Annotated in this window: 13 protein-coding genes; 10 read left to right on the top strand and 3 right to left on the bottom strand. The window is 53.9% G+C overall.

The annotated features are described in order from the left end of the window. Window positions 1-23 precede the first annotated feature (23 nt). Window positions 24-1892 carry a glycoside hydrolase family 13 protein gene (locus tag D4L85_RS27800; protein ID WP_228450651.1) on the top strand — a complete coding sequence of 623 codons (1869 nt, stop codon included), beginning with the start codon at window positions 24-26 and terminating at the stop codon, window positions 1890-1892. A 116-nt stretch (window positions 1893-2008) separates the two neighbouring features. Here D4L85_RS27800 and D4L85_RS27795 read toward each other — a convergent pair whose 3' ends face one another. Then, window positions 2009-3331: a vanadium-dependent haloperoxidase gene (locus D4L85_RS27795; protein ID WP_119757373.1), complete on the bottom strand. Its 1323-nt coding sequence runs from the start codon at window positions 3329-3331 to the stop codon at window positions 2009-2011. 306 nt (window positions 3332-3637) lie between these two features. On the opposite strand from D4L85_RS27795, the gene D4L85_RS27790 reads away from it, so the two are divergent. The 8 genes from D4L85_RS27790 to D4L85_RS27750 all read left to right on the top strand — a co-directional run bounded on the left by D4L85_RS27790 (window position 3638) and on the right by D4L85_RS27750 (window position 9130). Continuing rightward, complete coding sequence (locus D4L85_RS27790; RefSeq protein WP_119757372.1) at window positions 3638-4366, top strand: LytR/AlgR family response regulator transcription factor; 729 nt, start codon at window positions 3638-3640, stop codon at window positions 4364-4366. 344 nt (window positions 4367-4710) lie between these two features. Next, window positions 4711-5460, top strand: a complete 750-nt coding sequence (locus tag D4L85_RS27780; RefSeq protein ID WP_119757370.1) for a glucose 1-dehydrogenase — start codon at window positions 4711-4713, stop codon at window positions 5458-5460. Window positions 5461-5538: 78 nt separating this feature from the next. Then, a complete protein-coding gene (locus D4L85_RS27775) occupies window positions 5539-6120 on the top strand; it encodes a TetR/AcrR family transcriptional regulator (protein ID WP_119757369.1) in 582 nt (193 codons plus the stop codon). Between the two features lie 184 nt (window positions 6121-6304). Continuing rightward, entirely contained in the window at window positions 6305-6910 is a 606-nt protein-coding gene (locus tag D4L85_RS27770) for a sugar transferase (RefSeq protein WP_228450650.1), read from the top strand. Next, window positions 6897-7517: an acetyltransferase gene (locus tag D4L85_RS27765; protein WP_119757367.1), complete on the top strand. Its 621-nt coding sequence runs from the start codon at window positions 6897-6899 to the stop codon at window positions 7515-7517. The genes D4L85_RS27770 and D4L85_RS27765 overlap by 14 nt, the downstream gene beginning before the upstream one ends. After that, on the top strand, window positions 7514-8161 hold the full coding sequence (locus D4L85_RS27760; RefSeq protein ID WP_119757366.1) for an acetyltransferase: 648 nt from the start codon (window positions 7514-7516) through the stop codon (window positions 8159-8161). The genes D4L85_RS27765 and D4L85_RS27760 overlap by 4 nt, the downstream gene beginning before the upstream one ends. Window positions 8162-8183: 22 nt before the next feature. After that, complete coding sequence (xrtF, locus tag D4L85_RS27755; protein ID WP_119757365.1) at window positions 8184-8726, top strand: exosortase family protein XrtF; 543 nt, start codon at window positions 8184-8186, stop codon at window positions 8724-8726. After that, window positions 8723-9130 (top strand): exosortase F system-associated membrane protein, encoded by a 408-nt coding sequence (locus tag D4L85_RS27750; protein WP_119757364.1) that lies wholly within the window; start codon window positions 8723-8725, stop codon window positions 9128-9130. The genes xrtF and D4L85_RS27750 overlap by 4 nt, the downstream gene beginning before the upstream one ends. Window positions 9131-9187: 57 nt before the next feature. Here D4L85_RS27750 and D4L85_RS27745 read toward each other — a convergent pair whose 3' ends face one another. Both D4L85_RS27745 and D4L85_RS27740 read right to left on the bottom strand, forming a co-directional pair. Beyond that, a complete protein-coding gene (locus tag D4L85_RS27745; protein ID WP_119757363.1) occupies window positions 9188-10591 on the bottom strand; it encodes an FAD-binding oxidoreductase in 1404 nt (467 codons plus the stop codon). Between the two features lie 123 nt (window positions 10592-10714). Next, the gene (locus D4L85_RS27740; RefSeq protein ID WP_160144043.1) at window positions 10715-11797 is read right to left on the bottom strand and encodes a nickel-binding protein; all 1083 of its coding nucleotides are present in this window, start codon (window positions 11795-11797) and stop codon (window positions 10715-10717) included. A 547-nt stretch (window positions 11798-12344) separates the two neighbouring features. Here D4L85_RS27740 and D4L85_RS27735 point away from each other — a divergent pair. Then, window positions 12345-14093, top strand: coding sequence for a cellulase family glycosylhydrolase (locus D4L85_RS27735; protein WP_119757361.1), 1749 nt, complete (start codon window positions 12345-12347; stop codon window positions 14091-14093). The last annotated feature ends 57 nt before the right edge of the window (window positions 14094-14150 follow it).

Raw genomic sequence — 14150 nt, 5'->3', positions numbered from 1 at the left:
CCACCTCACTTTATCCCCACACCATGAAACCAACGACACCCGCGTTCATGAAAATAGTTTTGCCGGTTTGCTTTGCCTTGTGTTTCCTGCATGCCAAAGCGCAGTCTCCCGACGTGTATCCGCCGCATTGGTGGGTGGACATGAAATGGAACAAAGTCCAGTTGCTGGTCAGGAGCACCCAGGCGGATTTTAACCAGGCCGATGTGCGGATCAACTATCCCGGTGTCACGCTTGACAAGATCGACCGGCTTGAAAATGCCCACTACTATGCGCTCGATCTCACGGTGGCGCCCGGCACAAAACCCGGAAATGTTTCCATCGATTTTGTCCGCAAAGGGAAAACCAAATCCGTGACCTGGGCGCTTCAGCCCCGGCGGGCCGGCAAGGGTAAAGCTTTTGCGCAAGGCATTGATGCCGGCGATTTCATCTACCTGCTCATGCCCGACCGCTTCAGCAATGGCGACGTCACCAACGACCATGTGGCGGGTATGCGCGATCAGACTCTGAACCGCGATTCGATCTATCACCGCCACGGCGGCGACCTTCAAGGGGTCATCGATCACCTAGACTATCTCCAGGGCCTCGGCGTGACCGCGCTTTGGATGACGCCCGTCATCGAGAACGACATGCCCAACCGCACCGAGCACGGCTATGCGATGACCAATCATTACGAGATCGATCCTAGATTTGGGGGGAGCGACGCCTATAAAAAGCTGAGCGACGAACTGCACAAACGCGGCATGCGCCTCGTTCAGGATGCCGTCTACAATCACGCCGGTCTGTACCACTTCACGGTCCAGGACAAACCCATGAAAGACTGGCTCCACGAATGGCCGGCCTACACCAACACCAACTACCGCGACGGCGCCTGGATGGACCCCCACGGCACAGAGACCGACCGCAAACGGATGGCCGACGGATGGTTCACTCCCATGATGCCCGATCTCAACCACGAGAATCCTTACATGGCCAACTACCTCATCCAAAATGCGCTGTGGAGTGTGGAAGAATTTGGGGTGGACGCCTGGCGCATCGACACGTACATCTACAATGGACTGGAGTTCATGAACCGCTGCAATGCAGCACTCCTTGAGGAATATCCCAAGCTGCATCTGTTTGGCGAGACCTGGGTGGGAAGTCCGCTGAATCAATCCTACTTCATGGAGAACAATCTCATCGTCCCCTTCAAGAGCAACCTCCCGGGTGTCACCGATTTCCAAACGGCTTTCAACATCGCTGCCGCGCTGGACAATCCCAACGATGGGCTCAACAAGTACTACACGATGCTCACTCACGACTTCGTGTACAAAGACCCGATGAAACTGGTGACCTTCCTCGACAACCACGACATGAACCGCTTCTACACGCAAGTGAAGGAAGACGTGGCCAAGTTCAGGATCGGCATCGGCTGGCTCCTCACCACCCGCGGCATTCCCCAATTCTACTACGGCGACGAAGTGCTCATGAAAGGGGCAACCTATCCCCGCGATGGCTGGGTGCGCCTCGACTTCCCCGGCGGCTGGAAAGGCGACAAGAAAAATGCCTTCACGCAAGAGAACCTCACGCCCCAGGAAAGAGAGACCCAGGCCTACGTGAAAGCGCTCGCCAACTATCGAAAATCTTCGTCGGCCATCAAAAGTGGGAAGCTCACGCAATACGTTCCCAAAGACAACGTCTATGTCTATTTCCGCTACGACAACGATCAAACCATCCTGTGCGCCGTCAACCTGAACGGCACCGATAAAAGCATACAACTGTCGGACTATGCGGAGCGAACAAAAGACTTCCAGGGCAGCAAAGACGTGCTCACCGGCAAGACCTCCAACGGCACGCTAACCCTTCCTGCGATGACGATGACGATTGTTGAACTCACGAAACAGCGCAACGAGTAAGCCATGCCTTAATACTTTGCGCCTTTCCTTGCGTCGCTGCGCCTTTGCGGTTCAAATTTTGCCGCAAAGGCGCTGAGACGCAAAGTCAACGCAAAGTTTTTTTTGGGATGCGAATCCTAACGATCGTGACCCACTTTAAACGGCAGGCTATTGACCATGTCCCCAACGGCTTGGCCTTGGATGAGACTGTTGGCCGCCGTCTTGTTGTAGTGAATTCCAGCGAGCACGCGCGACCATGCGCCCTCTTCTGCATACTCGGCCAGGGTGTTGTAGGATCGCGCGCCATAGAGGGCCTCGTGTGTACGGTCAACGAAGGCGCACTTCTTGCCGAAGAAACTCTCCAGCACCACCGACGATGCTTTGCCGATAACCGCGTGCGCTGAACTGAACTCCGGATGTGGCGGCGTTGGGACTACGGTGTTCCAGTTGGTGAACCCCATGACGTTGCGAATGTAGGAGATGGGCCGGATCACATTATAACGATATTTCGTTTTGAAAGTGGAAATGATAGCATCCCGAAGGGCAATGCCATGCTTCGCATAGACCAGGGCGGCTTCGTCGAGCTTTAGTTTTTTTACGATGATGAGTTGTGTGGCGATATTCGTGAAGTGGGCCGTGCCGTTATAGTTGCCCGGGATGTCGGCCCAGAACTTCGCTGTGATGATGTCTGCGGGAGTGAGCGATTGCGAAAGGTTATAAGAGAAGACCACCATATCGCGGAAATTGGAACCGGGCACTTCAGAATACGGTGGCAGTGGGAAGGTGGTGGGCTGCGTCTGGGCGGCTATGCCGGGTGTGAACGACCGGTCATTTCCCACATAGGGCGACGCTGCTGGCGCAAACGCAGGAGGAGTGGGGATCCAAAGGCCGGGGCCGACCGGAGGAACATAGGTGTTGGGCTGAGGCTTGTAGGCTTCATGACTGCCGTCGGACTTTGACCATTCGAAGATGGCCTCTGCCACACTCCGGCCGAAGTCGGCCGAGTTTTGCAGCACGGAGCCATGCACCTCGCCGTGAAACTCGGTGTTGAATGCGGCTTCCAACGAATCGATCGAGACCTTGTTGGCGGCCGACGTGCTTTCGAATAGATTCCGGATCATGCTGGCCATCGCGGCGTTTGCACTGGCCGGCCAATAGAACGACTGGCAATTGGCCGGCACACTGATCGTGGGCCCGCCCATCAAGGGCACCATCGATCGATAGCCCGGCATGCCCGGCACGATGGATTCATAAAGCGAAAGTCCGGTATAGGCAAACGCACGCCCGGTCACGCCCGGACTGTAACCCGCGGTGGTCTTCGTTAATTTCTGTTGCAGATTGATCCAGGTGGTGGCTACGGTGGACGGATACTTTTTTGCTACGGGTTGTTTCCCGTGCTCCCAGCACGCGGAAAAAGCCAAGAGACAAACCATCAGAGAAAGGGAGAGATACTTTTTCATAGGCGGTTTTTTGGGGGAAATGAATGATGAAGGAAGTTACTATCCCCTGGGAACCGATACCCATATTTGAGCCGGAAGGCACGCTTTCAGCGGCAGATGCCGCCTGGCGATGGGAACTTTGTGCTGGAAGCGGCTACGCCTACTGGTTTCGTATGGTCATTGGCCCGCTGGAAATCTCAAGCCCTCTTGCATTTTGCGACGAATGCCATTGGTCTACAAACTTCGTTATCCGGCCGACCCGCGTCCTGAAGTTGACAGGGGTTATGCTTATATTTAAGTATACCCACATCCTAAGCCCCTCTCTCTATGCGACAGCCAAAAAAAATTATTTGCCTGGCGGTGGATGACGAACCACTTGCCCTTTCCGTCCTGGAGCAATACATCGATCGTGTGCCGCAGCTTCAACTGGCCGCAGCCTGTAACACGGCAGTAGAAGCCCTTTCCGCCCTGCAACACCACGCCATAGACCTCCTTTTTCTCGACATACAAATGCCGCAATGGCTGGGCGCGGACTTTATTAAAACACTGACGGATCCACCGAAGATCATCTTCACCACGGCTGTTCACAAATTTGTCGTGGAAGGTTTTGAAGAGAACGCCATGGACTACTTGCTTAAACCTATTTCATTCGACCGCTTCATCAAAACCGTGAACAAGGTCATGGAAACCGATCTCTCCACCACACCAACGCAAAACCTCTTCACCGAAAAAGAAACCACCGACCCGCATCTCTATTTTCGCGCCGATCGAAAAATGATCAAGGTCAGCCTGGCTGATATTTTATACATCGAAAGCCTGAAAGACTACATCCGTGTGGTCACCCAAACCAAAAACATCATCACCCGGAAATCCATTTCGTCGCTAGAGGAAACCTTGCCGCCGCAAGCCTTCATTCGCATTCACCGCTCGTTCATCATCGCTTTGAACAAAATCGAATCCTACAACAGCGAAATGGTAGAGGTTGCTAAGAAAAAACTGCCGATCAGTAGGATGTACAAGCATGAGGTGGGAAGGGTGCTTAAGTTGGAGGCATAGAGAAGGTTCCGCGAAAAACTTACAACCGATGGACACGGGAAAGAATAAAAGGCTTCTCGGTGGCAAAAAGTTTATTTCAGCGGCCCCCGTACCGAACGTGTGCAAGGGCGCTATCGAATATACGCACGATACTTTTGGACGGACTATCCTTTCCAAGTCCATTCCCACGTGCCAGCGTACCACCGGCTTTCCTACGATCCTAGCGGGTGCACACTTGAAATTCCTTAACGATCAATTTTTTACGGCGGCTTCCTAAATATTTTATAATTCTGGAACGAATATTCCGGATTATCGTTTCATTCTGGAACACTTATTCCAAAATAAACGGATCAAACCACAAAAACATGAAAAAACTAGCGAACAAAGTAGCCGTAGTTACGGGAGCATCAAAAGGAATTGGCGCTGAAATAGCCAAGGGTCTCGCCGCCGAAGGGGCAGCGGTTGTTGTCAATTATGCATCGGCCCAAGCGGGCGCCGAAAAAGTAGTGGCCGATATCGTAAGCCAGGGTGGCAAGGCACTGGCCGTACAAGGCGACGTATCGAAACCGGGAGATGTAGACCGCATCTTCACCGAAGCGCAGAAGGCCTTTGGTGGTGTTGATGTATTGGTCAACAATGCCGGCATTTATCAGTTTGGCCTGATCGAAGACCTCACCGTCGAAGAATTCAACCGCCAGTTCAACACCAATGTGCTGGGACTGTTGCTCGTCACCAAGGGCGCGGTAAAGAGCTTTGGCGACAAGGGTGGAAGCATCATCAACATCAGCTCGACCGTGACCCGCATCACACCGCCTGGCAGCTCGATCTATACGGGTACCAAAGGCGCCGTGGATTCCATCACCCAGGTTTTATCCAAGGAGCTGGGGGCAAAGAAGATCCGGGTCAATGCCATTAATCCGGGTATCGTTGAAACAGAAGGAACACACTCCGCAGGGTTTATCGGCAGCGATTTCCAGAAGAACGCCGTAACCCAAACGCCCCTCGGCCGTATCGGTCAGCCCGACGACATCGCACCCATTGCCGTATTTCTGGCATCGGATGACTCACGCTGGTTGACAGGCGAAACGATCATTGCCAGCGGCGGCATGCGGTAAGCAGATACCCGTAGCTGCGTACCTACCGTTATTGAAAAATGAATAGCTTTGCCTTGAACAGGCAAAGCTTTTTGTGTTATGGCACGAAGTAAAGATTTTGATGAAAGCGAAGTATTGGCGAAGGCCGTGCGTCTTTTCTGGCTGAAAGGTTACAATGGCACTTCCATGCAGGACCTGGTGGATGCACTGGGCATAAGCCGGTCGAGCCTGTATGATACGTATGTCGATAAACACACTTTATACCTGAAGGCGCTGGAATTCTACCAGAATACCGGGGGTAGTCAGGTGGATGATATCGTCGCCAATACCGAATCGGCCAAAGAGGCCATCAAACAGCTTTTGCAATTGATCACCGGCAACCTGTTGAAAGACAAACAGCACAAGGGTTGTTTCATGGTCAATGCCGAAGTAGAGGTAGCGCCACACGATGCAAAAGTGAAAGATATTGTTTGCAAAAACGACAAACAGGTCGAAGAGGCTTTTCACCGCGCCATCCGCAAGGGACAGGAAAGCGGCGAGATCAGCGGTAAGCAGGATGCAAAAGCGCTTACCCGTTTTTTCCTGAACACCATCAAGGGCATACGCGTGTCGGCAAAGTCAACGACAGACAAGGCTTTTTTTAACGATATCATTAACACGTCACTGTCGGTGCTGGATTGATCCCGCCATTGATTATCCCGCACGCTGCTTGATCTTTTCCCTGTGGTGTTACGTATGTCACTATTGAGAAGTAGTCTCATGAAGTATAGTCGTCCTCCTCATCTCCATGTCCCCCAGCACGTTGCCGGCTCATCCGTCCGATTGCCCAAAATTCCTTAATTTTAGGCCGTTAACTTCAGTATCCTTGTACACCCACGTAGTCAAACCTTTTTTCGATCACTTTTGCTCCTTCATCATCTTAGTAGTGGCCTCACCCATACTTTTGATTTGCATCGTCATGTTGCTCATCGCCAACCGCGGCAAGATCTGGTTCACGCAACCCCGTCCCGGCAAGAACGGCAGGATCTTCACCGTGGTGAAATTCAAAACCATGACCGACGAGCGCGACGCACACGGCCATTTGCTCCCCGATGAAAAGCGTCTCACGGCGATCGGGAAGTTCATCCGGAAAACTTCCCTCGACGAGTTGCCGCAGTTGTTCAACGTTTTGAAAGGCGATATGTCCTTTGTGGGACCCCGGCCGCTGCTGGTGGAATATTTGCCGCTGTACAGCGCCGAGCAGGCGCGCCGCCACGACGTGAAGCCTGGCATCACGGGGTGGGCGCAGGTGAATGGGCGCAATACGGTGTCGTGGCCCAAGAAGTTTGCCTATGATGTATGGTATGTGGAGCATATTTCGTTGGGATTAGATTTGAAAATCTTATTTTTAACGGTCCTCAAAGTGTTCAAGGCCGAAGGCATCAGTAGTGAGACATCTGTAACAATGGAAAAATTTCGTGGGAACCAATGATGTAATTCTTCAGGGAGGTGGCGAGCATGCCCGCGTGGTGCTCGACAGTCTCCTGGCGCAAGGGGCCAACGTGATCGCCCTGTTCGATCCCAAGTTTTCGGGAACCTTGTTTGGCGTGCCACAGCGCGGCGTCTACGACCGGTCATTCCGTGCCGACGCCCACGCCATCGTGGCCATCGGCGACAATGCCGTGCGCAAACGGGTGGTGAGTGGTACCATCCACCGGTTTACGAGCACTGTCCACCCGTCGGTGGTCATGTCGCCGTTTGCTGAGGTGGGTGCGGGCAGCATGATCCTGCATGGAGCGATCGTACAGGCACAGGCGCGCGTTGGCGAGCATGTCATTGTGAACACAGGCGCGCAGGTGGACCACGATTGTGTGTTGTCCGACTTTGTGCACCTGGCGCCGGGCGTCATCTTGTGTGGCACGGTGCAGGTGGGCCAGGGAGCCTTTGTCGGAGCCGGGGCAACCATTATTCCCGGCAAAAGAGTTGGCGCCTGGGCAACGGTGGGGGCAGGCGCCGTAGTGGTCAGGGATGTGCCGGACTATGCCGTGGTGGTAGGAAATCCCGCCCGGGTCATCAAATATAATACGCCACCCCTATGATACCGCTCTTGATCTATGGCGCAGGAGGATTGGGCAGGGAAGTGCTGTCGCTGGCCCGTGCGGCGGGAGGCTTCAAGCCCATCGGTTTCCTCGACGACGCCATCGCACCCCGCACCGCGATAAACGATCTTCGCGTGCTGGGCAGTGTGGAGGTGCTGGAAGCCTTCCACGATCCGATACATTTAATTTTGGCGTTGGGCGACCCGGTCAGCAAGGCCGCCGTGGCCCAGCGGATCGATCCGGCACGGGTCGTCTTTCCTGTATTGAAGCATCCTTCGGTCATCCTCCAGGATGAATATGCCATACAAATCGGCGTGGGGAGCATCCTCTGTGCTGGCAGCGTGCTCACCAACGACATCGTATTGGGCAAACACGTGTTGCTAAACCTCAACTGCACCGTGGGCCACGACTCGCGGATCGGCGATTGTTCTTCCATCATGCCCGGCGTGAACATTGCCGGCCAGGTCACCATTGGCGAAGCAGTGCTCGTCGGTGCGGGAGCCAACATCAAGAACCGGGTGCACATCGGCGACAGGAGCAAGATCGGCATGGGCGCCGCGGTCATCCGGGACATTGGTCCGGGAGTTACGGCCGTAGGGGTGCCTGCAAAAGTGATCGTGCGTTCGTCATCGCCAACCGGATAGGGAAGTAAAAAAAACAGAACGCATGTCCATGTCATTGCACGAATTCAAACCGACCATATTTTTTCTCCTCAAGTTTGTAGGCATCTACGTCGTCGTCAATTTGCTGTATGGTGCCTATGTCTCGAGCTATCGCCCCCAGGTAGACGGGGCCACACGCGAAGCCACTCGCCAGACATCAGGGATATTGAATGTGTGCGGCTGGCCCACGCAGATTCATGACGAGACGAAATCGCCCATCACAAACATCGTGTTCGAGGACCGTAATATCCTGGCCGTCTACGAGGGATGTAACGGCATCAACGTCGCTATCATTTTTCTGGCTTTCCTGTTTGCGTTCGGGCCCATAAGCCGACCGTTGTGGTGGTTTGCGCCCCTTGGACTTGCCATTCTGCACGTGGCCAATCTCGGGCGCCTCATTTTGTTGTTTTGGGTGGCGATCTATATGCCTAACGCGATGTACTTCACCCATAAATATTTGTTCACGGCATTTCTTTATGTCGTCGTATTCGTCTTGTGGATCTGGTGGGTGCGAAAATATTCCGGGGTTAAACGGCAAAAAGCATGAAGGGCTATCGCATCGCCTGGGGTGTCTTCAGTGTCGCGGGATTGATTGCCGTGTTTCTTTTGCAACGCGTGGACGTGGCCGCGTGGGTGGGCTTTGGCGATTCAAAACTAAGTCACTTCCTGTTCAACCGCACCCTTCGCTTTTTTCTGAACGATGCGTTGACCATCGGATTGATCTATGCCTTGTTCGAAGAACGCAAATACGTGATCTTCTCCGTCTACGTACAGTTGACGGGACTGGTGTTTTTCCTCTTGCCGTATTTCGTATTGAAAGTGTATTTTCCTTCCTACAACGGGCCGCTGATCTCCTTCCTGCACCGGCTCGTGTTAAATCCCACCTTGCTCATGTTGCTGATCCCGGCATTTTATTACCAGAAATTTGCGGCTCCCGGCGTAAAAAAATAATCTCCTGCGCCCGGCGCGTTGTGCGATGGCGGGACGCAGGAGATGTTTAGGAATGCCTCACGGCTTTATATTCTGGTTGACACTAAACAGGTTTTTTGGGTCGTATTTTTTCTTCACTGTCACCAGCCTGTCGTAGTTGTCGCCATAGGTGGCCTTGATGCGATCCTGGCCTTCTTCCATCATGAAGTTGATGTAGGAACCACCGGCGCTGTGGGGATGAAGATCTTCCCAGTAGTGCCGCGCCCAATCGGTGATGACATCTTTTTTGACTGGATCCGGATCGATGCCGGCAATCACCATGGTGTAGGTGCTGTCGCGGTAGTTCCAGGCCGTATCCTTATTTCCTACTTTGGCGGCGGCGCCGTTGGTGGGGTACAGGTGCATGGTCGAGAACATGCTGGGCAGGTTCGAGCCATATTTCAGGTGAATGTCGATGGCCTTGTCGGGCAACGTGTTCACGTGGTCGCCTTTCCAGTACCACTGCATGCCGGCCGGGTATAAAGCGTCGAACAAGCTTTGGAGCACCGGGTGAGGAATCGGGCCCGCAAAATCGAGGGCAGGTTTTTTGAAGGCGCGGATGGGCTTGAATGCATTCTCAGCATCCTCCAGTGCGCCGGTGTAACACCAAACAATGCCACACATGTTCTTGGACTGCAGTTCCGGCGGGAATGGTGCCACCGGGGGCACTACCAGGAAGGCAAAGAACCCATAGAGGTCATCGGGTGCTTTCCGCATGAGATCATCAAACCATTTCATCATCTCCTTGGCGTCTTCCAAATGCCACAGCATGGGCCCGCCATAGACGGTGCTCACGGGGTGGGCCTTGAACAGGAAGGAGGTGACGATACCAAAGTTTCCGCCGCCGCCGCGAACAGCCCAATACAGATCTTCATTTTGTTTTGCATTTGCCGTGACAAACGAGCCATCGGCCAGCACCATGTCGACTTCCAGGATGTTGTCGATCGTGAGGCCATAGCGCCGGGTCAGGTATCCCAGGCCGCCGCCGAGCGCCAGTCCGCCAATGCCGGTGGTGCCGTTCACCCCGCATGGAACGGCCAACCCAAACGCATGGGTAGCATGATCCATGTCGGCCAGCGTGCAGCCGCCGTCCACACGCACGGTCTTGTTGCCCGGGTCTACGCGGATACTTTTCATGAGGGAGAGGTCGAGCACCACGCCGTTGTCACAGATGCCGAGGCCGCCGCCATTGTGGCCACCGCCCCGCACGGCCAACACCAGTTTTTGATCGCGTGCAAAATTCACAGTAGCCATCACATCGGCCACGTCGCGGCATTTCACAATGAGCAGCGGGCGTTTGTCGATCATGCCGTTGTACACTTTCCGGTCCGTGTCGTAGGAGGCGTCGTTGCGGGTGATGATCAGGCCGCGCAATTGGGTGCGCAAGGTCGACAGGGCCTGTTCATCAAGGGTTCTGGTCTCGTTTTCTAGTGTTGTGATCATAGAGGATTTTTGTTAGGGTTGAACTTCACATTCGTATTTGAAATGGCCGAACAAAGGAGGCAACCTCAGGGGAGGTAATCCACCAATACCTATTCATTCTCCAACATTATCTGATCATGGATCTCAACCCTTATGGTTTTCCGCGAAGGACGAAGGGTTGCAACCAAATTTTTCATGGAAGCACTTGGCAAAATAGGAGGCGTTGTTATAGCCCACCTCCAAAGCGATCTCCGAGATGTTGCCGGCTTTTTGTTTGATGAGCGACATCGCCTTTTCCATGCGCAACTCGCGCAACAGGTCGTTGGGCGGACGGCCGATCAGGGCGGTAACTTTCCTGTACAACTGCGGGCGGCTCATGCCGATGTCGCGGCTCAGGGTGTCGATCGTGAATCGCTCGTCGGCCAGGCGCGATTCGGTGATCCGGAGCAGCTCCAGGATAAATCCTTCTTCCTTGTTGTTGAGCAACTTCACGGCATCGGCCCGGTCGTTTTCCACCAGTTCTTCCTCCAGGCAAAGCTGTTTTACCAGCGACGATACCAAGATCTCTTCATCGCGGGCCACCGTGCACAAGCGCAAGGCCAGATTCACGGCTTCTTCGAATAATTCTGAGGTTTCTGTCATGGGTTGCCCCGCGCTCAGGCCGATCTTGAAATGTACAGGGGCATTTGCCTGTGCGGCGGCCTGGCTTTGATGGATCAGCAATTCCAGCTTTATCTTTTTGGCACAGCGCACGGCGTTCACCGAATCGTTGAACACGCCGATGAGATGATCGTTCGACGCCCACTTGATGACGCGTCCATGAAAGGCGGCGATTTTTTCCAAGGCGAGTTTGCGCGCCTCCGTCGGATGCGCACCCTGGTCATGCCACAGCGACACCGCAAGAATATTCCGGTACCCCAGATCCAGCGAGCCGTCGGAGTGATGCATGGGGCCATTGTCGACCTGGTGTCCGTCGCCCATAACCAATTTAAAGAAATCGGGATCGACCTCTACGATGGAGCAGGCCAGGTGTCCGTGCGATTCTTTGTGCACGGCCTCGCACGCGTGGCGATCGGGCGCTTCGATGAGACAGTAGATCGTGCCCTCTTTCGGGTTGATCCAGAACTTGTGATACTTCACGTGATGCTTCTCCTGCACTTCCAGGTCGGCCAAATGGGCCAATACCACTTCATCGAAAGTGGCCACTACGTTCTTGTGGAAATCCATGTAAAGCGGCATAGTATTCTCAATAAAGGCAATACCTTAAAACCGGGCTTTGTTTCAGGATAGGGGGGTGATCTGTAAAAGGAAGTTACGGTTTCGGCGGGGCTTTTGGTAGCAGAGGGGCATATATTTTTTGGGGTAGTACCGGATTCCAGCCAGATAAAAAGGGACCAACGTCATGTCGCACGTCGTGTCGCTGCTACAAGCTTTCTAAAACCTCCGCCAGTAGTTCAAGACACCTCGAATTCCGAGAGCAGTGAACGAGGCGATACTGCGCACGGAATAAAACGAAACCCGGCAAACACCGAATGCGTCACACCCCATTCAAATGCATCACCACACGGATCCAATGTTGCTCTCCACGGGGTTCCTTGAAAACGTGTGAAGCCAGAGGAAGCGCGTGCCTGCGGAACAACGCACTTCGTCGACCGTACGAAGTACTTCCTTGAAAAGACAACCCAAATAAATTCCTACATTTACTTTCCAGCCTAAACTCGCCGCGCACTAGGCGTGGTGTTGTCCCGGCCTGAACGCATACAACCCAAACGAAATGACTTTTCAAAAACGCATCGTATCCTTATTCGTACTCTTACTAACGTTCACCCTAACCCTTCACGGCCAGGGCTTTCTCAAAACCGAAGGCAAATACATCGTCAACGCCAAAGGCGAAAAAATAATCTTCCGTGGTATGGGTCTGGGCGGCTGGATGCTGCAAGAGGGCTACATGCTTCGGGTGCAGGGAATCGGCCAACAACAACGCGTGGTTCGCGCCAAGCTGAACGAGTTGGCAGGGAAGGAACAAACCGATGCCTTCTACAAAGCCTGGCTGGCCAACAACACCCGCAAGGTCGACATCGACTCGTTGAAAGCCTGGGGCTTCAACATGGTGCGCCTGCCTATGCACTACAACCTCTACACACTTCCCATTGAAGAAGAGCCCACACCGGGCCAGCAGACCTGGCTGGAGCAAGGCTTCGCCATGACCGACAACCTGCTGGAATGGTGCAAGGCCAACAAGATCTATCTCATCCTGGACCTCCACGGTGCCCCTGGGGGCCAGGGCAACGACAACAACATTTCCGACCGCGACCCGACCAAGCCGTCGTTGTGGCAGAGCGAAGCCAATCAGCAAAAGATGATCGCCCTCTGGCGCAAGCTGGCCGAGCGCTACGCCAACGAACCCTGGATCGCCGCCTACGACATCATCAACGAACCCAACTGGGGATTTGAAAAAGCGGAAGACAAAAACGGCTGTGGAGAGACCACCAACGTGCCGCTCAAAAAATTGATGATGGACATTACCAATGCCATTCGCGAGGTGGATAAAAATCACATCGTCGTCATCGAAGGCAATTGCTGGGGCAACAACTACAACGGCATCCTGCCGCCGTGGGACAAGAACATGCTCATCAGCTTTCACAAATATTGGAACTATAACGACCAGGCTTCCATTTCGCGCATGCTGGACTTTCGCGAACAATATCAAACGCCCGTCTGGCTTGGCGAAACGGGAGAGAACTCCAACGTGTGGTTCCGCGACGCCATCCACCTGATGGAATCCAATGACATCGGCTGGACCTGGTGGCCCCTCAAAAAGCTGGGCGCCAACAATCCCCTCGAAGTGAAGGTGCCTGCCGACTATCAAAAGATCATCGACTTCTGGGCCAAACGCGGACCGCAACCCTCACCGGAGGAAGCATCGAAGGGATTGACCGAACTGGCCAACAACATAAAACTCGAAAACACCATCTACCATCCCGACGTGATCGACGCCATGTTCCGCCAGCCGCACACGGACGCCACCAAACCGTTCAAACCCTTCACGGTCAAGGCGGGCACCACCTTAAAGGCTGTGGACTATGACCTCGGCAGAAACCGCTTTGCCTACTTCGATAAGGATTCGGCAAACTACTGGGTATCTACCGGCGGCAAACACACCGATGGCAACCGCGGCCACACCTATCGCAACGACGGCGTGGACATCACTTTGGAACCGGGTTCGGCAGGCAACTATTTTGTCGATCATATTGAGACAGACGAATGGCTGCAATATACCGTGAAGGCTACACGCGCAGGTGCGCAAGCCACTTCTTTCGTGGTGGCTTCGGAAGAGGGCGGGGGAAAGATCAGTGTGATCGTCAATGGTGTTGCCTACAAGAAGGAGCTCCCGGTGCAAGCTACGGCGGGGAAGTGGCAGGCGATTGATGTGAAGGACCTGGTGTTGAAGAAGGGGGAGAATGTTATCCGGGTGAAGGCTGTTGCGGGGGGGTATACGTTTAAGGCTATAACCTTTAAATAAAAATAAATAGGGAAGTTCTTCTGTGCGTTCTGCAAAGCGCGTCATTCCGCAGGCACA

The organism is Chryseolinea soli (assembly GCF_003589925.1).
Taxonomy (GTDB): domain Bacteria; phylum Bacteroidota; class Bacteroidia; order Cytophagales; family Cyclobacteriaceae; genus Chryseolinea; species Chryseolinea soli.
This window is presented reverse-complemented; position numbering and strand designations above follow the sequence as displayed.

Excerpts from the sequence above, each read along its gene's own strand:
- D4L85_RS27795 (WP_119757373.1), bottom strand. The coding sequence starts at position 3,331 with ATGAAAAAGTATCTCTCCCTTTCTCTGATGGTTTGTCTCTTGGCTTTT.
- D4L85_RS27775 (WP_119757369.1), top strand. The coding sequence starts at position 5,539 with ATGGCACGAAGTAAAGATTTTGATGAAAGCGAAGTATTGGCGAAGGCC.
- xrtF (WP_119757365.1), top strand. The coding sequence starts at position 8,184 with ATGTCCATGTCATTGCACGAATTCAAACCGACCATATTTTTTCTCCTC.
- D4L85_RS27740 (WP_160144043.1), bottom strand. The coding sequence starts at position 11,797 with ATGGATTTCCACAAGAACGTAGTGGCCACTTTCGATGAAGTGGTATTG.
- D4L85_RS27745 (WP_119757363.1), bottom strand. The coding sequence starts at position 10,591 with ATGATCACAACACTAGAAAACGAGACCAGAACCCTTGATGAACAGGCC.
- D4L85_RS27790 (WP_119757372.1), top strand. The coding sequence starts at position 3,638 with ATGCGACAGCCAAAAAAAATTATTTGCCTGGCGGTGGATGACGAACCA.
- D4L85_RS27780 (WP_119757370.1), top strand. The coding sequence starts at position 4,711 with ATGAAAAAACTAGCGAACAAAGTAGCCGTAGTTACGGGAGCATCAAAA.
- D4L85_RS27760 (WP_119757366.1), top strand. The coding sequence starts at position 7,514 with ATGATACCGCTCTTGATCTATGGCGCAGGAGGATTGGGCAGGGAAGTG.
- D4L85_RS27800 (WP_228450651.1), top strand. The coding sequence starts at position 24 with ATGAAACCAACGACACCCGCGTTCATGAAAATAGTTTTGCCGGTTTGC.
- D4L85_RS27750 (WP_119757364.1), top strand. The coding sequence starts at position 8,723 with ATGAAGGGCTATCGCATCGCCTGGGGTGTCTTCAGTGTCGCGGGATTG.
- D4L85_RS27735 (WP_119757361.1), top strand. The coding sequence starts at position 12,345 with ATGACTTTTCAAAAACGCATCGTATCCTTATTCGTACTCTTACTAACG.